Source organism: Fictibacillus sp. 18YEL24, from assembly GCF_015903855.1.
Taxonomy (GTDB): domain Bacteria; phylum Bacillota; class Bacilli; order Bacillales; family Fictibacillaceae; genus Fictibacillus; species Fictibacillus phosphorivorans_C.
Window position 1 is genome coordinate 297,667 of the sequence record NZ_JACZDT010000005.1, and the last position, 21,422, is coordinate 319,088.

The window sequence follows — 21,422 nt, forward strand, 5'->3', positions numbered from 1 at the left end:
TTTATCACTTTCTTTTTCCTCTTCTTAAGTCATCAAGTACCTCTGATGAAAGCTTAGATGTTTTTAAGATTGTCTTCTGGTCAACCTTTCTTTCCCATCCATCCTTTCCCTCAGTATCAAAGATCCATTTTGCTTCTTCAATCGGCATATACCCGTGGTGTATTGTGTAATTCCCATCATAATCTAAACAATAGCAGCTAAAAATCCCATTAATTTCAAGTGATAATACCTTCCCCATCGCCATCATTATGTGGTTCCCGAATTCTTCTTTACTTCGAGGTAAGTTTTTTTTAGTATAAGTTTCATAATGATGGGTGAATGTTATTCTTGTTACGTCATCACTTCCAATAAGATAAGGCTTATTATTTGCTGATAGTCTTTCCATTTTAAACTCTGGACTATGGGAAACGTATAACTTCCTTCTATTATCAAAAGAGTCATGGACTGCAAATAAGAAGGAGGTACTTTTATCTCCTTCTGGCCACACTTCTTTCATGACGACTCTAATCCTAGACATTACTATGTCAATTCTTAAAGAGTAAATAGGTTGTGAAGCAACCTTTTTCTTTAAAATCTTATTGATTTCTGTGATTGCTTTACTTGCTAAAATATAATCACCAGCAAACCCAGTAATTATATTTGGAGCTAAATTAAATAGTTTTTGTCCAGTGTCGGTATGGTTTCTATACCTACCCTTCTCATTTAGATCAACAATTCTACTATCTCCTGCAATTAAAATAGTTTTAATATCATAATTGATTCCTAAAGGTAAGGCTGCTATAAGTGTCATTTATACTCTCCTTTTTGTAAATTTTAACAAATGAATAGTATAAATAACAAAGTAAATGAAAATTAGAGCTGCACATCATGATCCAAGAGCGACAAAAAAGAGCCTTATTTGGCTCTTTACTTATTCATGTATAGGTCATCTAAGAATTGCATATGCGCTTCTCTTTTTTCTGGTTCTAGATCATCTATTAACCTTCTAATCATGTTTCTTTGTTCAAGAACCATAAGAGATAAATGGTTCTTTGTTAAACTTTTAAGACTAGCCCGAGTAATCAGATATTCTTCCTCAAAACCCATATACTCATAGAGCTGCCTTTTTTGTTCTGTATATTCTTTTAATTGTTCTTTTAAAAACTTGTATTCAAACCAATCGATTTCTATCTTATGTTCCATTTACGGCACCTCGTAATTTTTAATACAAGTATACCTTAAACCCTAGAATGAATGAGGGCATAAAAAATACGCCCTCATCGGCGTTTGTTATTGTGCTAATTCTCCAAGCTCAAGAGCTTCAAGTTCAGCCTTTACTTGCGGTTGTAGTGTTGCTGGTACCTGGCTAAATGTTTTATAACCACGTACGATTAAAGTTACGTATACAGTTACCATATCTATGTCCACCTCCTTCCAAAGAAGGTAAGCGATCATCTTAATTAGCTGAAGTAGTTTCATTGTCTAGTCGCTCTTGAACTTCAGCTCTGTGGATCTCGGGCACTTGTTCGATGGTCTTTGCACCGGCTTTGATTAGTTTGTAATAGATGGTCACTATTGACATTAAACAGTACCTCCCTGAGCTAGTAACATTTCGTAAACTTCTGTTATAGCCAACATATTTGAAACACTATCCTCTCTTGCTAATACAAGTTCAGACTCAAGTTGCTTTATTCTTTCTTCTGAAGTCAGGGGTCGGTCAATGTATTCATAATACAATTCGTTTGTAGAAGGATTGATTTTTAATATCGATAGCTTCCCATTTGTATTATCAGAAGCTGGCATATCATACATATCCAAAATTAATCCTTCAGTTTCAAGTTCTTGACGGGTTTTTCCCATACCTTCTTCAGAATCAAAAGGTTTGGTGTGATAGAAAGTAACGTTATTTTGTTCATCATATTGGATAAAAATCGACATACATTTCCCTCCTTAGGCTAATGTTATTTTGTGCTGATATTTTCTGTAATTACTTGTAGATCCTATATGGATCGTGTCATTGCCTACCATCTTAAATGCTTGATAAGTGCTTTCTGTAAAGTTATATTGAAAAGCCGTTCGCTCAAGAGTAGCAGCATTTAATGTATATAGTTGATTTGCATAACCGAAAAAGATATAGTCTTCAATCACTTCAAATAATTGAACAGTATTAACTGCTCCCTGGAGTGAATAAGGAGCTGCCAAAATGTCTACCGGACCTTGTATGATATTACCGTTATAATCAAGTTTTACTAAGTGTTTTTTAATAGTACCTGAAGTTGATCCCCACAATGCCAAAATGCAATTACGTTTTTTATCAACGATTATGTTACTGTAAACATCATCAGGAGATATTCCAGATACAGGAGTATCTTTTTCCCAGATAATATTCCAATTAAGGTCTAGTCTCATCACCTTTGACCCATTAATTGCAAAAATGGCATTGAGATCTTCATGTACTTCAAATGCACTTACTCTAGAAGCACTTCCTACCGGTGTAATACTGGTTACCGTTCCATCTGAAATCGCTATTTTAAAGACGTTATATGGCGACCAATGAATGCAAAAGTATAAGTGTGTACTCGTTGAATTTTTAACGTCTTTCTTCATTGATCCACCACGTGACCGGCTCGCGTTATAGCCGACTTTTGCTGCAGTTTTTGACCATGTGACAGCTGTTATATAATCATTCATTTTGTTGATTGTATCTTGCCCAAGGACATAAGAATTTCCATTAGCATCGACAATGCTACCCTCTACCCCATTCATTGTAGGTCCCCAAGCCTGTCCACCTGTAGTTAAGTCAAATCGTGTTAATTGGATGTTTTGTGCATTACCACCTACAAAAAATATAAAGTTTTTTTGTAAATTGATTGAAGGATTATATGCACCGTACACACCAGCGTCAATTGTTTTGGCAAGAATAGTTCCAGATTCAATTATCGCTTGAGTGAATCCACCCAATACCGTACCTTTTCTATATTTCCCACCGCCAAAATTCCCACCATGCTCACGAATATCAATCATGCTTACACCTCACTTATCAAAACACCATCAGCATCATATGACAATGTACGAGTGGTTGTTTTTTCAACTGTCGTCCCGTTTAATCCGTAATAGGTTATAGTGCGTGTGGTGTAATTCGGAGACGTTCCTCCACTTAAAACAGATTTTAAGGCGAGTGTATCGTCTTGACGTTTATAATCAACGGTTGTAAAAACCCCATTAGCATCTTTACCTGACTTAAAAACTTTGAAATCAGTTTGTTCAACTTTCTTTCTTGATCCATCTATGGTTTCTTTTGCATTCCAAGCAGTTCTTTCAGCTGCTGTTATGTGTTGCACTCCATCCGCCGAATGCGCGATAATATCTTCTTCAGCACTAACCGCTTTATCATAAGCTTTCTTAACTGCATTAGGAGTAGCAGCTTTTGTCTCTTCCGTACTGGTTACTGCATTACTAAGTTGAGTTATCCCTTTTACAGTTATAGAAGCATCTGGTGGAGAAGAAATTTCATCTTTATGAGCTGCATATTGTTGCAATTCTAATAATGCATTGTAAGCAGTGTATTGAAACCAGTTCCACCAATCAGCTGGCGGTTTATCGGAAGGCTGCCAACCGGCATCTTTTTTACTTTGTGGCGGCTCTGTGCCTGAATTGTTCCATTCTGGCAAAGGACTGTTAAATGGCATTTGAATAAAACCTCCTTATTAGATTGGTAAAGATATTTCCTCGTTGGGATTGAATGTGGCACCTAATGTCCCACCAGAACTTTGATCAGAAGGTGCAAACCCAGCTGCAGGATCAAATTGCAATGTGTTATTTTGCGAAGAAAAAGAGAAAGTTCCCCTCAAGTCAATACTATCTACGCGGATTCCAGAAGCTACAACCTGTTGTGCTATATAACCAAACTGAAGGGCTGTCATTCCAACTTTATTGAGTTCGGCTATTGGTACTCCTTCAATGATTACAGCAGCTGGTTCCCCTTCATTGTATAAAGCTCGAATCTTAATTTTAGATGGACTTGCGTTAATAGAATTAGCTAAAGCGACTATTACCTTATCAAAAGTTCCGTCACTTGAATTACGAGCAATACGAGCTTTGATAAGAACACGCATCATTTCATCCGTTGCTTGTCCCCGCCTTTGTCCTACATTTTCACCGATTAAATCAAGTGTAGAGCCTTCTGCCGTATCAATATCACGCCAATTTTCCACCTTAATTAAGGTATTTGATAGAGAATCAAGTTGCTCAGAGAGGAGAAGTACTAGTTTACTAACCTTTGAATCTTCTTTTTTAGTGAAGATGTCAGTCAATTTTCGCATGAAGTCTGTGTAAGTACTCATTCCGTCACCGTTATGTCAGATACATTTATTTGAGCAACTTCATTTGTTTCAATCTGAATGTTTGATGTTGTTTGTGATTCTACGGTTTTGCCAATGGTAATAGAAGCGTCTACAACTCCTTGAGTACCCATTACAGCAGCTATTATTTTGCTATAAATAACATCCTCACCCATGTTAAGACCAACATACAACGTTCCATCATTGGTAGTTCCACCAATAATTTTTACGATTGCATCTTTAACATCATTGACACCAGTTGTTGTAAACGTATTATTTGTTGTTAAAGTAACATTAGAAAAGATATTTACTTGTGTTGCCGGCGTAAAGCTGATCGTATGGCTATTACCCGAAATATCTTTCACCGTGTACGACTGAGAACCAAAAAACTGAAGTCCTACATAATGCTTATAGAGTGCGTTCGCTATTGTCTGTCCATCTCCACCAAGTACATAAACAGCATTACTATGTGGTGGCAGACCATTAACGGTAGTAGACTCATTGTTTACTGAAATATTTGCTGCTCTTACGCCTGGAACACCTAGAACTTCAGAAACTATTGCATCTGGCGTTCCACTTCCGGTGCTAGCTCCAGATGCTTTCATTCTAGCTAACAGTTCTGGGTCTGTTTCAACATCCCGTCCGCCCTCAGCGTCTTCTATGTTAGTAACCTCTAAAATATCTGCGCTTGGCTCTGACTGTATTGTAATAGCACCTGCAGATACATTCCCGTTAATACCAGGAGTTAGGGATACAACCTTTCCAGATCCTAATCCATTTCCATCAAGGGTGACATTCTCCGTTAAAGCGAAATCAATACCACTTTCAGTTTCAAAACGAGTACCTTCAAGTATTGTTACGTTTGGCGTGCCAGTAATTGAAAGTTCTGCGGTAGCATATTGTTCAGGATTCCTTGATGTATTAAAAAAAGCAGTTAAACGATCCAACTGAACGCCTTCTGCTCTGGTTATATAAGCTGAGTTATAAACCTTTTCTGCGAGCTCCCATGTTTTGGACAAAAACCATGAGAACAAGCGAATAAAAACACCGATGGGACTGTTTTCAGAGAGATTTGTATCCTCTCCAAACAGAGACTTTGCTCTTTCTTCCATATCAGATTGTAATTCATAGTAATTCTTTCTTTTAAAGCCATACTTATCAAGCAAGCACACTCACCCCTTCCAGTTGCAAAGTGGTTTCATCTTGTTTCTTGACTACAAGATCTACAAATATGGTCCGTCCAAGTTTATTAAACTTTATTTCTTCAACAGCCGAAATCCTAGGTTCATATGACAAGGCTTCAATAATACTATCTCTAGCTAAACTTTCATTAAAATTTTTAGCTAATAAAGCATCTCGATCTAAACCTAAATTCGGATTTAGAAACCATTCCCCTTTTGCTGTTTGCAATATAAAGCTTACTGATTGAGCTAGATCTAGATCATTTTCAACCATAAAAAAAGAACCTTGCTCAAATACAAAGTCCCCTTCAGAATTTAGTAATAATGTTTTCATAATTAAACCCCTTTCCATTTACCGATAACAACACAATCTTTTAGATCATGTGTCCGGCTAAACTCAGGATCAAAGGGTACTCGTTGCAGGTTATCCAAAGCCCGTTCACTTACACCACAAAAAACAACATCACCAACCAATAAAGCACCTACATGTTCAAGCACAGGAGCTCTCAAGATCATAGGATATTTAAAAGAAGCACCACTCTTTACTACTTGCTTAAGCAATACCTCAAGATCAGCTTCCCATGTATCTGGATAATAACGAACCACGCGACAAGGGACATTTGTATGAATAGACATTTTAATACGATGAACCAGTGATTCAAATAATCTATTTTCTGCTGTCATATTCGTCCCTCCTAAACAACATTAAACTCAGTATAAAAATCGTTTGCATCGGCTATGTGTTTGCCTTTATAAGCCCTGTATTTCCCATTGGCCGATCTGGACTTTATTGTCAGAATGCTACAAGTAGTAATTCGATGCTGCAAGAGGCATTTAACCGTATAGCCTTTGTAGGTTACATCCTGCGTACCTTTTTTATTTGTTTCTTCAAACTCTGAAGGTATACCAATTAAACCAGTATTCTCTTCTAGGATAAAATTTTCATCTGTTCCCATTTCTAAGGTACGAATGTTTAACTTTCCCCTTCTGTGATACATTATGGATCCGCAATCTCTTACAACCTCTTCCAGGTTGTTCATGATCAGCTGTGTAACAAGATAGCCTTTTTTGTAGATCATATTTTTCTTTAAAACAATCGGTGCTCCTAATTTAATCCCTAGCAACGACACCAACCTTTTTATTATCGTAAGTCCATCAGTTCCAGCCTTAAAACCAATACCTAACGAGCTTTCAACCACTTGTCCTTGAAAAACCCCATCTCGATGATACCGAATGGTATTCTTATCAGCATTAGTTACATTCACTTTAATTCTTGTAAAGTCGTCACCCTCGATAAAGTAAATGGTTGTGATCTTGTTAACCCCTTCCCATTTTGTTAAAACAGTTGAAACTTTACCGCTGGATAATACCCCAATGTCACCCTCATAGCCTGCCTGGATTGTAGCTGTTTGTCCACGTTTAAGCTTTGAAATCGTAGTTTGCGACAGATTATATAGTTGAACCTTACTTTGATTTGGTTTTACATCATCATCAAATGGTGCCTCAAAACGAATTTCCAATTCATCATTTGTAAACACAGCTTCACCGATGGTAATTTTTATTACACGTTTAAAGTTGTTCATCATTAGGTTCCTCGTTCATGAGATAAAGAAAAATGGTTTTACCAAAATTCTCAAAAGTAATGCGGCTTTCTTTTCCAGCGAGATCCAATGGAAGTATCGTAGGTGCTGGAAGTTCTAAACTAGAATAATCAGACCAGAGAGGAATATTTAAGGTTAATTTCTCGCCTATAACAATAGGTTCGTCTTCTGTGAGATCGTTTGGTCTGTATAGATCGACAGTGAAAAAATCACCTGTTTCATTGTAATTGAACTGGAGGGTAAATGTTTCATTTGCTAGATCAATGTCAAATCGTTCTGGAAGTTCTGATTTATTAACATCAATGTATTCCATTATTTCACCCTCGCTTTCCCACCAATAGGAATTGACCTATCCGACCACTTATTCCAGCTTCTCAACTGTTGTATGGAACTTCCGTACTTTTTTGATAATCCCCAGTAGGTATCACCCTTTTTTATGATGTGATAAACTGCAGAAGATTTAGGCGGTGTTTTTTGAACGGTCATCTTTTTACCAGAATTGGTTACAGGTTTAACATTTGGCTTTGTTTTTGGTGGCGACTTTATCCATGCTGTTTGAGTAAACCTGATTCTACGAAGTGAGATCCTCAAAGAAGCTCCATTCTTCACTTCGGAGCCATGTTCCCCTTGTATGTCAGTTATAATCACATCTTGTGCAACCATTTTTCCGACGTAACGGGTTATCTCACCCTTTTCCATCATGGTTATTAGTTGCTTGAAATCACCTTCCCAATTATCAGAAAGAATGTAACCAGATAAGGAAAATTCAGAAGGCCGTTTTGCAACATGATCAGTAAATGGTTCACCTTTTTCTACAGCGTACATAGTAGCTTCAACTTTGTGACTTTCACTTTCTTTTTCAATATGAAGAGATACATCACCTAATTTGGCCATTATCGTACCACCTCCACATCCCAAACATCTGATAGATAATTAAACGCTTCATCCAATGCTTCTGCTACCTGTTGTTTAACATTCTTATCAGTATCACTACCACTTTGAACAGTGATATGAGGATTAAAATGTATTGTGCTTCTAGAATTGTTTGTAGTACTTGTCCCACTATTTTCAGGTGTGTATTCCATAGGCATGGAAGCTAAATCATAAGAAACCTGTTGCAAGTGCTTCTGTTGACTTTGCATACCATCAATTTGACCTTCTACCGTCCAAGATCCTATATGGAACATTTCCCGGGATGGAGAATTTATATCTAATACTGATTTCATGGCTTTCTTGATACCTTTTCCAATTTCACCGATTTTCTTAAAGGCTGCATCCTTCATGGAGTCAATACCGTTTAGAAGACCTTTGATAATATCAACACCTATGTCGTAAAGATCAATATCTTTAAGGAAATCAGTAATATTCCCAAAAATCTCTTTAAAGAAATTCCAAATTTGATCTAGGATTCTTTGTGCTGTTGTTAAGAGAGTGTTTAAAGCCCCTTTCCAATCTCCCGTAAGAACTTGCGACCAGAATTTAATTATGTCCAAAATCCAAGTTACGGCAATATTGAAAACTAGTTTTATAGCTGCCCATGCGTTACTTACAACCATTTTTAAGGCTGCAAATAAAAATTTGAACATCGGCAACATACCGTCATATAAAACCTTACAGAAGGCTAATATGTTGTTTACTGCATTCATTACCATTGTTCCATTTTCACTCCACCATGCTTTTATGGTGGTTATGACTGTGTTCACATAACTCATGATTCCCGCAATAATTGCATTAAGTTGTGCTTGTAACCATGCAAAGACAGCATTTACAGCATTTCTAAACCAAGCGAAGTTGTTATACAAATAAGTGAAAGCAACGACTAAACCAACTATAGCAGCTGCTACCACCCAGACAACAGGTGAAAGAGTCGCAAAGAATGTAAGCACAGGGGCAACAAGTTTCATGAGAGCGAAAAACGCTAGTCTATACCCATGTACAAGACCTATTCCTAGACCCATCGGCAATAATAGAAGGGTTAAAGCTGGAATGAGTAACAAAAAACCTTGAATCATTTTTGCAAGCACAGGGTGAGCTTCATTGAATTTAATAATCATTTGACCTATCGCGGTTATAAACTTATAAATCGGAACCATAACCATTATGAAAACGTCGACCATAGGTTGAATTGCTTTTCGTAACGTTTCTTTCATGGTTTCCCATGATTTAGCATACTCCTTGTTACCCATAGCCATTTTATGCATACTGTTATAAAACACGATTGCACCCAGACCCACAAGGATAAGGGCGATGTTCATGGCTCCTAAACCTTGATTTAAACGTCGTATCTCATCGTCTAGCTGTTTAGCGTTTGCGTTCTTCCCTAATCTTTCAAGTGCAATTGCTGCAGGGTTAGCTGCTTGAGCTACCTTCTGTAAATGATGTGTGAGTCTCAAACTTCCTAAACTCGCTAAATAGATAGGATTCTGCCAAAGGTTAAGAGCATCCCTTGTTTTTTCTGCCCGGGTACTCATATTATTCATGGTTCCAATTGTTTGATAGATAGACATTTTTAAACGTAGATCGTCTCTTATCATATTATCTGTAGCTGTTTTATGAGTAGCACCTAATGCATTTATTGATTCGAAGAGTCTTTTAGTACCGAAATGATAGTCACCAGCCCTTTTAGCTAGCATGTAATAACCATATTCTGCGCCAATCATGTCATTTCGCCATTTCATCATTGAATCCCGTTGATCATTAAATCCCTGCTTCATTTCCCGTAATATTACCTGCGAAGCATCGGACACTTTTCCATAAGCGTTGCCCATTAAGCGAGTATTTCTTAAAACACCATTTATTTCATTGTTGATCTGTCTAAGTGGATCCGCATCTGTATAAAAGTCGACGTCTACATGCGTTTCACGTAAAGCCAAAATACCACCCCCTTATTTGTTTCTATTTGCCTTATTTTTAGCTGTAATATAGAGGTCAAGAGCCGCATTTGCTTCCATGAGAGTATCCCAATCCATCAAATCAACAGGAGTCGAAAAAGTAAGGTTAGAATCTTCGTTAAAAACCAACCGCCACATAGCCCAATTTTCCCGAGCGACTTTCTTATAATGAGATACAGGTAGTTTTTTAGTTGATAAGAAAGGAACTTGCTTCCTTCATGACCTCCAAGAATCCATCGTTTTCTTCCCAATAATCCCAATTCACCTTTTTTACGCCGTCTTCGGTTTTAAGAAAAACTACGTGATTCATAAGTTCTGTATAGTATTTTTCTTCGTCCAAATTCCCTGTTGCGTCCTTAGAACGTCCTCGAATTTGAACGCCTGCTCTCACACCTGGATGTTGAAATAAAAACTTTTGTTCGTTTTCATTACCTTCAAATAAAGTAAATTCTTTTTGACTACCAGCCTTAGCCGCCATTCGTAACATCTCCCTTTTATTCGCATTGTGCATATTTTCACCTCATAACAAAAAAGGGCGGAAGATTCCACCCTTTTCACTAAGCAACACTATAATCAAATACTTGAATTTCAAATTCCCGGTCTTCAATCTCATCAGATAATGTGATATTCGCTGGTTTCTTTACCATCGCTTGTGTGCCACCAGCTTTTTCAGACCCGTTCTGCACCCAGATAGGAACAATTTTGCGTGTGTTGGCGAGCATATTTAAGTAAGCAACGTCCGGAGAAGTTTGAGCCAAGGTAATAGTTACAGTTCCTAACGTGTTGTTAGTAATAGCTACACCTACATCGCCCTGCGCTGAAACTTTTGTGCTGAAGTTATCTTCATCTTTCTCACATTCAATCATCGAGCCTTCAGCAAATCCTGTTAAAAACCTTCCATCCAAAGTACAGGTTACTGCTTTTGCATCATAAGTATTAACACTCATGTTCTACCTTCCTCCCTTAAATCCGAATGGATCCTTTTATTCTCGCCTCATGAATTGCTCCCGCATTACCAAATTCAAACGATAAACCGTGGTATTCACGATTTACCCTATCCGCAGGATCTACCTGATTTCGATCTAATGCTGTAATAGTAAAATCGGGAAGCCCATCCGCTGTTGAGGCAATGATTCCATTAGAAAATCCACGTTGTAAGGTTGTAGTAGCTGCAGCCTCAATGGCATTAATACCGCGGTGATCATAAGGGAGCTTGTCCGCTTGTGATAAAGCATGCTGCACTTCATTTTCCATGTCAGCCTTTACCCAATCTTGACCGTGAATCACATCAATATATTCACCGTTTGAAAGCTTCCCTTCGGATAACTGCGCCTTTCCTGCTTTAACAACATAAGCAATGGCGTTATCAGTATCGATAGCAGCAATTTCAGTATCATTTAAATACCTTGGTGTTATGCCAACTACACCTTTGAACTTCCAAGTTATTGACCCCACCGGTAATGAAGCAAGATTACCTATAGTTGCAGCGTCTAAATGTTCATCAGTAATATTATGATCAAAAACTAGAGTGCGCTTTTTATCCTTTACGGCTTCCCGGCCAGCATCATCTTTAACTTGAACAGCGACAAATTTAAAGTCTTTATCATTAATGAATCCGGCAGCTGCAACTTGATCTGCTTCAAGATCGTTTGCAATTAATGCAAAGTGCCACGGGCGATTGTAAAACTCTGCGAGGGCAGCCCCAATGCTGGCGTCATATGTTGCTACCGCTACAATATCAGGTCGATTTGGTTGTGCGAAAATAGCTGCCGCTTTTTTATACGTAGCTGTTGTTTCTATATAATCGGTTTTTAGTGCATCTAACGTTGAATATTCCTCATAAGAGGATGCGCCGGTTTTCTGAGTGAAAATTACCGGTCTACCTAAACCTATTCTAGGTGCTGGATAAGCCACACTAATGGATACCGTTACATCTTGTAAAGGCATGTTCTAACCTCCTACTAAATTTACAGTTTCAATGACTTCTAGATTTCTAAAGTCTTCTGTTCGTATTCTTATTCGTAAATCAAATCCTGTACGTCTTTCTGTTTCGATGCTTAAAAAAGTGTCTCTATTGCCAAATCCATCAATTCGAACAACAGCAATTTTTGCATCGGAGAGCTTTTGACGAGTGGAACTATGTTGTAAAAAGCTCGCTGTTTTCTGGGCAAGACTTAACACTTTAAAGGGATCGTCAGACACCCAGGTATAGGAAATAACAATTTCTACATCTTGAGTAAACGTATCTCCTTGATCGATAAACGACTGTTGTACAAACGGGCTTATGATTGTATAAGTACAAAAGGGATACTGTGGCTGTTTAGAATTTGCTCCATGAAGAATGACGGGATAAGTTGTTTCTGCTTTAATCAACTTGTTAAGGGTCGCTGTTATACTCTCATAATCAATCAAAGCTACTCACCGCCTTCAAGGTGTATTGTGAAAAATCAGCATAATCCTCATATGGAGTCTTACTCTCTACGTAATATTTCAGTCCCTTGTAAGTAATCTTGCTCTTTAATGGGATGTTATGATCAAGAGAGTATAAAATACGATCAGCCTCAGTTAGACGCCCTCCGCTTTGATAAATCAATCTAGCAGGAAGAGGAACTAATGCACCTGAAGCAGTGACAGCCTCATCAGGTGTTTCTTTATATCTTCCTTGATCATCAAAGTCCTCTGCCGAAACAGCAGTTTGTTCAGGCTTTGCTTTTTCAAGCTCAAAAGATACTTTGTATTTCTCAATCAACCTTTTAAACTTAAACATTACTTCACCTCGTAATCTATAGACTCAATTAAATTACCTGAATCTACGAGAGGGTTTGTGCTTCCTTTACGCTTCACAGTAAACGGATGGTTTTTAGGATCTTTTAAATCACGGGCAAAATCTTTTATTCTGTCTCGAGTTTCTTGACCGGTACCATCTAAGACAGTATCAACAGAAACACCTTTTAAGATGGCATCTCTTATTAGTTGCTCAACCTTATTTAAAATCTCTTTTTCATTCTGATCCCATCCGGCCCGTATATACGAACGTTCTGGAATTGTGATATGAGAAGTTTCCTTCTTAAGGTAGAGGCCTTGTGAAGCTAGGTATTTGCGCATCTTATCAGTTACAGCAATGCTGATACCGAATTCTTGAACTGCAGCAATCATTTGTGTTTCGCCGCCAGTTAGCACTCCGACACGTACCTTGGCGCCGTTTAGCTCTTCCATTTTGTTAATGACTTCTGGAAGGTTGTTGTTTTCTCTAATTCGGACACGTTTTCTAGCCATCAGTCTTTTATCCTAATGCAATGACCTGTAATGCCAGGCACAGTATCAGAACGGAGATTTCTTCTTTTAGACGTTCGGAAAACTAATCTACTATCCTTGGTATGGTATGGTTTCCAAAAATCATAAGCCTCTGCAAAATAATTATCATCCGCATTGCCATCACGAAAAGTTTGTGACATCCCAGACATGCTTTCACTTTGTATGCCTGCTGTAGCCTTCCGTAATTGGCTCAGCTCAACATAACGTAATATTCCTAACTTAATAGGACCTGGTAATACTTTTGTGAAATCGGCTTTATCGGCATAACCTTTGGCAGCTTCAAGGGCAGCTTCCAGATAAAGAGACAGGATAGCATCCTGTGACGTATCACTTTCAGCTATCCCTAATAATTGTTTTAATTCATTTAATTCCATAATTATCCCCTACTATTCTTGTGGAATAAGGGCAATCAATTCCGCTTTAGTAGCATTTGATTCGTACTCAATTCCAGCCTCATCAAATGCAACCTTATATTGATCATTCTTTACTTTTTGCAGTTCGGCTTCGGACATAGCCTTTAATTCAGCAACAGAAACAGGTTGTGCTTCCTCAATTTCTTCTAGCTTTTCAAAGAAACTTTCGTTAAAGTGCTTATCTTCAATTACAAGTTCGTCCCCCGGTTCGAAATCTTCTCCATTGTGACGAACCGGAATATCTTTAACACTTACTTTAAGTTTACCCATTAGGATTACCTCCACAATTTCTTATTTTCTAATTAAGCGATTGGTGTAGCTTGGAATACTTCGTCAGCTGCAGGGAAAGAAGGCAATGCTGTTGCTACAGCTTTCGTCCAAGTGCTTACTGGATCCACGTTTTCCTCGTAAACCATCGCAAGGACATTTCCTACTTTAGAAATATCGATTGCAGGATCACGTTGAAGACGAATTTCTTCTGCAGTCGGACCGTAGATTGTCTCACCAAGGGCACCTTCACCAAACATAACAAAACTGTTTTGCGGCAGGTAACGTTTCTGAGTATACGTGCCGTTTGCATTCTGTTGACGGTAAACAGCGTCATATGTTGCGATTCTTGGTAAACCTTGCTGGTCCATGAATGCGTTTAGATCAGATAGAGTAGCAACTCGGCCCGAGTTTGAACCGTAGATTGCAGCCAATACTTTCGGGTGACGTAAAAGTGCATTTAAAACTGTTTTCGAAGTTAATGCACGAGTACCCATTCCATTAATCGCAGTAGCCCAACGGTCAAGGTCAGCCAATGGATCAGAGTTCGCAGTATCTGTCCAAACAGAAGTTCCAGAAAGAACTTGCTTGTTAGCAGCAGGAACGCCGTAATCGACCGTTGCACTCAAACCGTTTTCAGCTAGAGTAATTTGACCTTTAGACAATACTTCCATTCGCATTGCTTCAACACGAGCTTTAACACCCTGAACAAGTACATCGATGTCATTAAAGACATTCTTCATCAGATATTCTTGCTCAGCTGCATTCCGCGGATTTTCGAGAGCTACAATATCCTTCTCAGTTAATTGCATCTTACGCTTGATAAGAGCTAACTCTAACGCTTGTCGGCTTGCTTCACGGCTGCCGATTTCTGCCTCAGTATCAAATGCATGAACAGAAGCAATTACTGGAACGCGGCCAGCACCTTTAATTAAATCAAACTCAAGCGATTGACGCTTCACTTCAGGAAATAACGTCTCTCCAAGCAAAGCAGGGTATTGACGGTCTTGCTGGTAATCTAATACTTCACGTTGGTTAAAAAGTTCTAGAATATTTGGCATGTTAATAATCCCCTCTTCTTAATTTTCTTTTAATTAACGAAATTTAATTTCTTTCATTGCCGTTTTTGCTGCAGCTGCTGGTACAGCTGGTAAACGAGCTTCAATTACATAACCTTCAACCATAAGGGAACCAGGTTGTGGCCCATGAGATACATCTACCTCAGTCAAAAGAATCCCTTGTGCCGTAGCATCATTCAGCGGCCATACAGTCCCAGCAGGAACTAATTTCCTACCTTCTCCATTAGCAGTCACTCCAGAATCACTCACTTGAACTGTGAATGCTTGGAATTTAGCACTTGCTAAAAAGTTAATCTGTTCAGTTTTACCGTAGTTTTTTACGTACATGGTAAATCTCCTTTCTTAATCCCATAGTGTTTTTTCTTGCGTTTTTTGCTGATCATTCAAGCTCTTTGCGTAGCTGGATCCAACAGTATCTTTTCCATCTGAACCTTTAGTGAAATTACGACCAGTTTCTTTAAATCGTTCATTCACTTTGGATTCAATGTACGGATTGAATGTTTCTTCCAACTTTGCAAGATTTTCAGTTGTTTTCTCCTCGTCTTCTCCCAAAAAGAAATCAACCAATGATGCAGGTAACCCTTTTTCAGTAGCTAGAGAAATGGCCTTATTTCTTAATGACTCGAGTGATTTTTCTTTCTCAGCTGCTTCAAGTTTTTGTTCCAGAATTTTAATTCGCTTTTGCTCTTCTGTCTCATCTGGATACAATTCCTTCACCTTACCCATGACAAGATCATCAAGATTGTTTTTCTTCCAAGTCTCAAGGCTTGTACTAAAAAACGAATCTTTTTGAGCCTGTAACCAAGCTTTTGTATCGTTGTCTGAATTCGCTAAGTCCTTAATACGATCGACTGTGACCGGGTTAAGTCCTCTAACAAACTCCTGAACAGCTTGATCTCCTTGATTCTGTTCCAAAAACGCTCTTACTTCTTCTAATGTTGGCATATCTTTCTTCCTCCTATCGCCCTTACAGTTCGTTTGATCCGCCCAGCAAGTGCAATGTATTTTTGGTAATAAAAAAAGACCCTTATAGGATCATTGCTAACCAGCACGTTTAATGCGGTTCCAATCTTCAAATACTTCCTTCACAACTTGCTTAGGCACCTGAGACTCAATATGGCTTATGCGACGAGAAGCATAACAGCGACAATTAATATCATGATGAGCAGCACCCATGCTTCCAGGACACATTCCTTTTAGACCATCAGGAATAGTAACAAACGGTTGATCCACAGGGACGGTCTGCTTCTCCATCTGAACATGATTAGCTTTCTTTGTTTTTCTCACTCGTTCGTCATCCATATTGCGCCAGATTTTTACCATCTTGACACCTTGTTTGTCAGCATTCAATGAACTATCCTGCATTGCTCTTTCTCGTACTCTATGAGTCTCTGTCCGGGCTATTTTCACCGATCGTTTGTAACTACTCTTAAACACACCTCTAATCTCACGAGCTATTCCTGAGTAATTTTCGCCGGCTATTAAACCTCTTTCGATGGCTGCATTAATATCTGATACAACAAAAATTCGATCTCGTTCTAAAGCGGCACTTAACCTTAACCCATATATCGGATTATCAAAGTTCTGCTGGAGAATCCCAAAAATATTTGGCGTTGCATCAGATAATAGAACACTAGCTTCCTTCTCGATTCCATAACTCATAAAGCTGTAAGAAAGATCGTAAGATTCCTCTAACAAATCGTTAAGTATTCTTCTGTTGGAATCACCTAACAAAACTGCCTGAGCTCTTATACGTCTTTGCAATCGATCTATATCATTAAAACGTCTAACATCTGAATATGATAATGTGCCTTCAGTTTCTAAACGCATGTAAAGCTCAGATAACATAAGTAAGATTTCATTAATTATCAATTCATACTGTTTCCGGATCTTTTTAAGTGCCTGTTTTTCCTTCTTACTGAGTAACTTTTGTATCTTTTTTGCGTAAGCCTCCAGATCCATTCTTGTCACCGCCTAACGAATCGTCATCATCCTCTTCATCTTCAAACTCTTCTTCGTAAGCAGCTCGTTCCGCTGTTAGCTTTTTAAGCTCTTCTTTAGCATTCTCGATAAATGAGAGCTTGGAGAGTCTTGTTTCCTCGCTGACGATTCCTTTCAGCTGCACCGAAGCCTGGGCTTCATTGAGTATATCTTCAGGGAAATTCCGCTTAAAGTGCATAGTTACTTTATATGGATCGATTTGTGCTTTGCCGCGCTTTACAAATGCGCTGCTGAGAATCTCAAACATTCTTATGCTACTACTCTTAAATTTCCGTTCAAAAGTAGCGCACTTGTTCTCCAAAGCAAGAATCTTATATTTCATAGCTGGACCCGTCTGTTGGCCAGCAAAGTTCTTGTCCGAAAGATCCGGGGTTTTAGAAAAGCGATAAATATTTTCGTGCAGCCTAGTAAGATGATTTTCTACTGCCGTATCTTGTATGGTTTTTGTGATGAACTTAGCGTCTTGTTTTGAATCGCCTCGATTTCTGAAGTAGAACGTCCCTGTCTTCGTCAAATCCGGCTCTTCTTCCCCGTCAGAGGGGTCTGGTGGGTCTACCCCAAAAAATGCTAAATAAGCGCTTCTGAACGCTTCGATCTCACTATTCACATCCGACATAGTTCTGTCGTAAGCATCAATAGCAGCAACAACCTTCTCAGCGTCACCCATAAGTTCCTCGTTATTTTCATAACCCCATAACGGACAGTACTCATAAACGTGTTCATGTTCATCATACTCTTCAAGTTTTCCCTCAGTACCTCTATACTCTGTCATCTTATATGACTCGTACAATTCGGCACGTAGTTCTTTTTTATTCTCATCAACTTCTACAGTGAAATACCTTAAGCTGAACTCAGGTTCATCGATGCCAGCTTCACCAATATGAATAGCTTCCCATGGTTTAATATTCACCATTTTCTCTCTACCCTCGGTATCAATGTATTGAAGGCGTGAACCATATCCGCAGATACCAGCATACTTTGTTGTCTCAGCATCCAAATCAGCTATACGATTCCGCTCTCCAAACTCATCAAAGTCTTTCTTAGCCTTATCGTCCTCAAATGAGTAACTAATTGGCGTTCCAGCAAAGTAACCCATCTTTGTATCGATGATCTCAGAGAAGAAATCATTGTTTACTTGATTGTTAATTTCCATTGGATCGTCTGTAGTGCGATTAAAAATTGGAACTTCCTCAGTCTTATATCGACTGTAAAGGCTCCTCATCTTATCCGCCCTGGTCTTATGCTTCTTGATTAACCGGTGAATAATCTTGGGATCTCTATCCCCTTCACGCAGACGTTCTAATTCATAAGTAAAGTCAAACACATTCTCACCACCTCTATCGTGTTATACGTTTTCCAACAACTAACTTTCCTGTTAACTTCATGTCATCCTCAAAGGCATACCTGGTAGCATCGATAGTATGATTATCTTTATCATCCAGCCTCGGCAATGGATCACCATTCTTATCAACAGCGTAATCAGCTGATTCGAACTCTCTTGCAATGTTAGGTGTTCGCTTAACATCAATCACGATTTCTTCAAGATCATCTAACCACTCTTCACCGTATTGAACGCTGTCAGGTCCTTTTTTAGCACCGATAATGTTAATTCCATAATCCCATAACTCATCAATGCTTTTCGGTTCTGCACTATCAGCAACAGTACGATGACGATCAAAAGAATTTTCTTTAATTCTGCGAGCCAAATTCCGGTTACTGATTTTGTGGCCATAGATTTCATCCATAGCAAAGATTCGATTTCTTGTTTTGTCGTAATGCCATCGAACAAACGCTAAAGGATCAGGACCATAACCGAAGTCATTCCCCTGTCTAATGTTATCGAATGCCCTAAACTCTGAATCTGGTATTGTTCGAAACACCAAATTATCAAAAGGCACTACGCCAGAACCAATTGCTTCACCGAGATACTCCCAGCGATACTTTAATGGCTTATTGATCCGTACATTCTCAGCTTCCTCTATAAACTTCTTTGATAAATGAGGGTTATCTAAGTATGTTGAATGATCTACGAAAGTATTTTTATCAATAAATTGACTCTCATACTTCTTATTCACCCATGACTGCTTTCTTTTTGGTGGGTTGTAAGAATAATAGAATGAGTAATCAAAACCATATTTCACTTTTCTTTCGAAAGCTTCGGATACGATTTTCCCTTCTAATTCTTCACGGAGCACTGAGTTTTCAATCGTTGTAACTTCATCCTCCGACTTAAACTCAGCTAGTTCTTCTACCCACATAATAGCTAGTGGGAAGTCTGCATCTTTAATGGATTTGATTTTATCAGGATCATCAGCGCCGGCCATATAAATTTTGTTTCCTCGAGGTAAATAAGTTATTTCAAGTCTCGAATCCACAAATTTAAAAAGGTGACGAACTCCCATGTAAGTTGCAGCTGCTTTAAAGTTCTGAAATACAGATTTAGCAATCGTATTTTGAACCTTACGAAGTGCTAAAGCAGAAACCGGATATTCGATAATGTCATTAATGATTCTTAAAGGAATATGAAATGATTTACCAGATCCACGGCCACCTTTGCAGACATAACGAAGATGTTCCTTTTTTCGGGACACAACCCAAAACTTCTTAAAATGTGGTGTAATGATTTCGGACATATTTACTCTCATACATCATCGTCCTCAATATCATCTACGATCGTTACAAGAACTTTATCTGGTTTGTCGTTAACGATCTTTTCAACTTCAGCTCTGGTCTTATCAATGCCAAGCCTCATCTGCTCCAGCTTCAATCGACGTTCATCATTTACGTGTGCGATTTCATCAAAGTGTTTTATCAGACTTCTTAACTCACCCATTGCCCTGGACTGAGCATTAAGGAAAGTAGCTTGTCTATCCCATGCAAACTGAAACTCGAATTCATATTCTTCCTCAGTTGATTCAGAAACCGACCTTCCAGTATCTTTGCTCGAAGTCTTAACCTTACTCTTCTTGAGCTCTTTGATCATCTCACTCTTATCAGTAACAAACATAATCTGTTGTGCTCTGATAATGGCTGCATATTGAATTTGTATCTGATCCCAGATTAAATCAGCAGGCGAGCGTAGATTGACAAGTTCCATAATTTCTAATGTCTCTGCTGGGAGAAACTTCGAAAAGAAACCATGAGTTTCAGCGTTCTTGTTACCGCGTGGAGCTCCACCGTTATTACCTAATGCGTTCTTATTACCTGCCGGAGCACCTCGTTTTTTTGTGTGCACACCTTTATCTTTTGTATGCACACCATCACGGGACCAAGAATAACGCGTTTTCCATGATTTCACTGTGTTTATAGTGACTCCATACTTTTCCGCGATATCCCTGTATTTCATCCCTTTTACATAGTCCTTATAAGCTAAGTCTTTTTGATCGGCCACTACATCTCACCCACCCCCGTCTTTTGATGATTAAGTTGTTTTGTGATTACTCTTTTGGAATAAACTCATCGTCATGTGCTAATTGATGAATTGTATCTTTAGCTACCTCAACTAAACCAACAGCTTCAACATAACTGCGTGAATCATAAACAGTCATTGTCGTACCGTCTGTCATTTTAAACGTAGCAATATAACCATCAATTTCATGAAAGTTCTCCTCTATCCAATTTATTAATCCATTAGTTGGTCCTGGGAAAACTCTTTTGATTTTTGACATTTGTTTCACCCCATAAGAAAAAGCACCCCGAAGGATGCCTTTATTTTTCTCTATCTCATTTTGTCTATAATTTCATTTAACCTTTTGCGTTCTTCCTCAGGCATTTGCTCTTTATAACGAGCGTGATTCTCTATCATTATATTTCTTTCCATCTCATTTCTATTTTCATCACTAAAGACTCTTGAAGATATTTCTTCCCATGCTTTTAATTCATTTTTGGCTAATGTAAGATATTCAGGACTGTTAAGTAGTAGTATTTTATCTTCAGTATCTTTAATAAAATTGACTGGAATATCTCCACCAGCCTTATTTAGTTTAATAGCACTTTTAATTAAATTTTCATTGTTATAAATGTATTCTTCACGTTTATTAACTTGATCTTTAAAGTGTTTGTAAAATAAAGATAGTAGTCCATCAACAATAAATTCCTCGAATACCCCTTCATTTTTTTGAAGTTGTAATATTCTGTTTTCTAAAAATCGATATGGATTTGCATGGTATCCATCTTCTTTAAAATCCTCACTGCCTAGATGTAGCAAACCTACTGATATTAAACCACCCATATCAGTTAGTTTTGAGTCTTTAACCGATTCATCCCATTCTTTAAGAACTTTGATTAAACTGTTTGCGAACATTCTATCTTCTCCCTTCAACAAATATTACGACAAAAGGAGATATTTTCCTGCA

The 21,422-nt window shown here is 38.3% G+C and carries 33 protein-coding genes; all 33 read right to left on the reverse strand.

What is annotated here, in order from left to right:
- Positions 1-4: 4 nt before the first annotated feature.
- The 33 genes from HU823_RS16860 to HU823_RS17010 all read right to left on the reverse strand — a co-directional run bounded on the left by HU823_RS16860 (position 5) and on the right by HU823_RS17010 (position 21,370).
- Positions 5-790 (reverse strand): hypothetical protein, encoded by a 786-nt coding sequence (locus HU823_RS16860; protein WP_197222754.1) that lies wholly within the window; start codon positions 788-790, stop codon positions 5-7.
- Positions 791-906: 116 nt separating this feature from the next.
- Positions 907-1,182, reverse strand: coding sequence for a hypothetical protein (locus tag HU823_RS16865; protein WP_197222755.1), 276 nt, complete (start codon positions 1,180-1,182; stop codon positions 907-909).
- 87 nt (positions 1,183-1,269) lie between these two features.
- Positions 1,270-1,395: a CD1375 family protein gene (locus HU823_RS22165; RefSeq protein ID WP_255548982.1), complete on the reverse strand. Its 126-nt coding sequence runs from the start codon at positions 1,393-1,395 to the stop codon at positions 1,270-1,272.
- A gap of 40 nt (positions 1,396-1,435) precedes the next feature.
- On the reverse strand, positions 1,436-1,561 hold the full coding sequence (locus HU823_RS22170) for a CD1375 family protein (RefSeq protein ID WP_255548983.1): 126 nt from the start codon (positions 1,559-1,561) through the stop codon (positions 1,436-1,438).
- Positions 1,561-1,917 carry a hypothetical protein gene (locus HU823_RS16870; RefSeq protein WP_197222756.1) on the reverse strand — a complete coding sequence of 119 codons (357 nt, stop codon included), beginning with the start codon at positions 1,915-1,917 and terminating at the stop codon, positions 1,561-1,563. Before HU823_RS16870 ends, HU823_RS22170 begins: the two co-directional genes overlap by 1 nt.
- 12 nt (positions 1,918-1,929) lie before the next feature.
- Positions 1,930-3,003, reverse strand: a complete 1,074-nt coding sequence (locus HU823_RS16875; protein ID WP_197222757.1) for a hypothetical protein — start codon at positions 3,001-3,003, stop codon at positions 1,930-1,932.
- A gap of 2 nt (positions 3,004-3,005) precedes the next feature.
- The gene (locus HU823_RS16880; RefSeq protein ID WP_197222758.1) at positions 3,006-3,668 is read right to left on the reverse strand and encodes a tail fiber protein; all 663 of its coding nucleotides are present in this window, start codon (positions 3,666-3,668) and stop codon (positions 3,006-3,008) included.
- Positions 3,669-3,686: 18 nt separating this feature from the next.
- Positions 3,687-4,322 carry a hypothetical protein gene (locus HU823_RS16885; RefSeq protein WP_197222759.1) on the reverse strand — a complete coding sequence of 212 codons (636 nt, stop codon included), beginning with the start codon at positions 4,320-4,322 and terminating at the stop codon, positions 3,687-3,689.
- Complete coding sequence (locus HU823_RS16890; RefSeq protein ID WP_197222760.1) at positions 4,319-5,485, reverse strand: baseplate J/gp47 family protein; 1,167 nt, start codon at positions 5,483-5,485, stop codon at positions 4,319-4,321. The genes HU823_RS16885 and HU823_RS16890 overlap by 4 nt, the downstream gene beginning before the upstream one ends.
- Positions 5,478-5,834, reverse strand: a complete 357-nt coding sequence (locus HU823_RS16895) for a DUF2634 domain-containing protein (RefSeq protein ID WP_197222761.1) — start codon at positions 5,832-5,834, stop codon at positions 5,478-5,480. The genes HU823_RS16890 and HU823_RS16895 overlap by 8 nt, the downstream gene beginning before the upstream one ends.
- A gap of 2 nt (positions 5,835-5,836) precedes the next feature.
- A complete protein-coding gene (locus HU823_RS16900; RefSeq protein WP_197222762.1) occupies positions 5,837-6,184 on the reverse strand; it encodes a Gp138 family membrane-puncturing spike protein in 348 nt (115 codons plus the stop codon).
- 11 nt (positions 6,185-6,195) lie between these two features.
- A complete protein-coding gene (locus HU823_RS16905) occupies positions 6,196-7,086 on the reverse strand; it encodes a phage protein (protein ID WP_197222763.1) in 891 nt (296 codons plus the stop codon).
- Positions 7,070-7,414, reverse strand: a complete 345-nt coding sequence (locus tag HU823_RS16910) for a phage baseplate plug family protein (RefSeq protein WP_197222764.1) — start codon at positions 7,412-7,414, stop codon at positions 7,070-7,072. The genes HU823_RS16905 and HU823_RS16910 overlap by 17 nt, the downstream gene beginning before the upstream one ends.
- Entirely contained in the window at positions 7,414-7,995 is a 582-nt protein-coding gene (locus HU823_RS16915) for a LysM peptidoglycan-binding domain-containing protein (protein WP_197222765.1), read from the reverse strand. The genes HU823_RS16910 and HU823_RS16915 overlap by 1 nt, the downstream gene beginning before the upstream one ends.
- Complete coding sequence (locus HU823_RS16920; protein ID WP_197222766.1) at positions 7,995-9,974, reverse strand: phage tail protein; 1,980 nt, start codon at positions 9,972-9,974, stop codon at positions 7,995-7,997. Before HU823_RS16920 ends, HU823_RS16915 begins: the two co-directional genes overlap by 1 nt.
- A gap of 12 nt (positions 9,975-9,986) precedes the next feature.
- Entirely contained in the window at positions 9,987-10,130 is a 144-nt protein-coding gene (locus HU823_RS16925) for a hypothetical protein (RefSeq protein ID WP_197222767.1), read from the reverse strand.
- Positions 10,131-10,179: 49 nt separating this feature from the next.
- Entirely contained in the window at positions 10,180-10,470 is a 291-nt protein-coding gene (locus tag HU823_RS16930) for a hypothetical protein (RefSeq protein ID WP_197222768.1), read from the reverse strand.
- A gap of 79 nt (positions 10,471-10,549) precedes the next feature.
- Positions 10,550-10,939, reverse strand: a complete 390-nt coding sequence (locus HU823_RS16935) for a phage structural protein (RefSeq protein WP_197222769.1) — start codon at positions 10,937-10,939, stop codon at positions 10,550-10,552.
- A 16-nt stretch (positions 10,940-10,955) separates the two neighbouring features.
- Complete coding sequence (locus HU823_RS16940) at positions 10,956-11,939, reverse strand: DUF3383 family protein (protein ID WP_197222770.1); 984 nt, start codon at positions 11,937-11,939, stop codon at positions 10,956-10,958.
- A gap of 3 nt (positions 11,940-11,942) precedes the next feature.
- Positions 11,943-12,404 carry a phage neck terminator protein gene (locus HU823_RS16945; RefSeq protein WP_197222771.1) on the reverse strand — a complete coding sequence of 154 codons (462 nt, stop codon included), beginning with the start codon at positions 12,402-12,404 and terminating at the stop codon, positions 11,943-11,945.
- On the reverse strand, positions 12,397-12,759 hold the full coding sequence (locus HU823_RS16950) for a hypothetical protein (protein ID WP_197222772.1): 363 nt from the start codon (positions 12,757-12,759) through the stop codon (positions 12,397-12,399). The genes HU823_RS16945 and HU823_RS16950 overlap by 8 nt, the downstream gene beginning before the upstream one ends.
- Entirely contained in the window at positions 12,759-13,268 is a 510-nt protein-coding gene (locus HU823_RS16955; RefSeq protein WP_197222773.1) for a hypothetical protein, read from the reverse strand. The genes HU823_RS16950 and HU823_RS16955 overlap by 1 nt, the downstream gene beginning before the upstream one ends.
- Positions 13,268-13,681 (reverse strand): phage head-tail connector protein, encoded by a 414-nt coding sequence (locus HU823_RS16960; protein WP_197222774.1) that lies wholly within the window; start codon positions 13,679-13,681, stop codon positions 13,268-13,270. The genes HU823_RS16955 and HU823_RS16960 overlap by 1 nt, the downstream gene beginning before the upstream one ends.
- 12 nt (positions 13,682-13,693) lie before the next feature.
- Entirely contained in the window at positions 13,694-13,990 is a 297-nt protein-coding gene (locus HU823_RS16965; RefSeq protein ID WP_197222775.1) for a hypothetical protein, read from the reverse strand.
- A gap of 32 nt (positions 13,991-14,022) precedes the next feature.
- Positions 14,023-15,048, reverse strand: a complete 1,026-nt coding sequence (locus tag HU823_RS16970; RefSeq protein ID WP_197222776.1) for a major capsid protein — start codon at positions 15,046-15,048, stop codon at positions 14,023-14,025.
- Between the two features lie 33 nt (positions 15,049-15,081).
- Complete coding sequence (locus tag HU823_RS16975; protein ID WP_197222777.1) at positions 15,082-15,393, reverse strand: hypothetical protein; 312 nt, start codon at positions 15,391-15,393, stop codon at positions 15,082-15,084.
- Positions 15,394-15,408: 15 nt separating this feature from the next.
- A complete protein-coding gene (locus tag HU823_RS16980) occupies positions 15,409-16,011 on the reverse strand; it encodes a DUF4355 domain-containing protein (RefSeq protein ID WP_197222778.1) in 603 nt (200 codons plus the stop codon).
- A 96-nt stretch (positions 16,012-16,107) separates the two neighbouring features.
- Positions 16,108-17,028 (reverse strand): phage minor head protein, encoded by a 921-nt coding sequence (locus HU823_RS16985; protein ID WP_197222779.1) that lies wholly within the window; start codon positions 17,026-17,028, stop codon positions 16,108-16,110.
- The gene (locus HU823_RS16990) at positions 16,982-18,391 is read right to left on the reverse strand and encodes a phage portal protein (protein WP_197222780.1); all 1,410 of its coding nucleotides are present in this window, start codon (positions 18,389-18,391) and stop codon (positions 16,982-16,984) included. The genes HU823_RS16985 and HU823_RS16990 overlap by 47 nt, the downstream gene beginning before the upstream one ends.
- A 13-nt stretch (positions 18,392-18,404) precedes the next feature.
- Entirely contained in the window at positions 18,405-19,712 is a 1,308-nt protein-coding gene (locus HU823_RS16995; RefSeq protein ID WP_197222781.1) for a PBSX family phage terminase large subunit, read from the reverse strand.
- Positions 19,709-20,458, reverse strand: a complete 750-nt coding sequence (gene terS / locus HU823_RS17000; RefSeq protein ID WP_197222782.1) for a phage terminase small subunit — start codon at positions 20,456-20,458, stop codon at positions 19,709-19,711. The genes HU823_RS16995 and terS overlap by 4 nt, the downstream gene beginning before the upstream one ends.
- Positions 20,459-20,504: 46 nt before the next feature.
- A complete protein-coding gene (locus HU823_RS17005) occupies positions 20,505-20,735 on the reverse strand; it encodes a hypothetical protein (RefSeq protein WP_197222783.1) in 231 nt (76 codons plus the stop codon).
- Between the two features lie 50 nt (positions 20,736-20,785).
- Positions 20,786-21,370, reverse strand: a complete 585-nt coding sequence (locus HU823_RS17010) for a hypothetical protein (protein WP_197222784.1) — start codon at positions 21,368-21,370, stop codon at positions 20,786-20,788.
- Positions 21,371-21,422 lie beyond the last annotated feature (52 nt).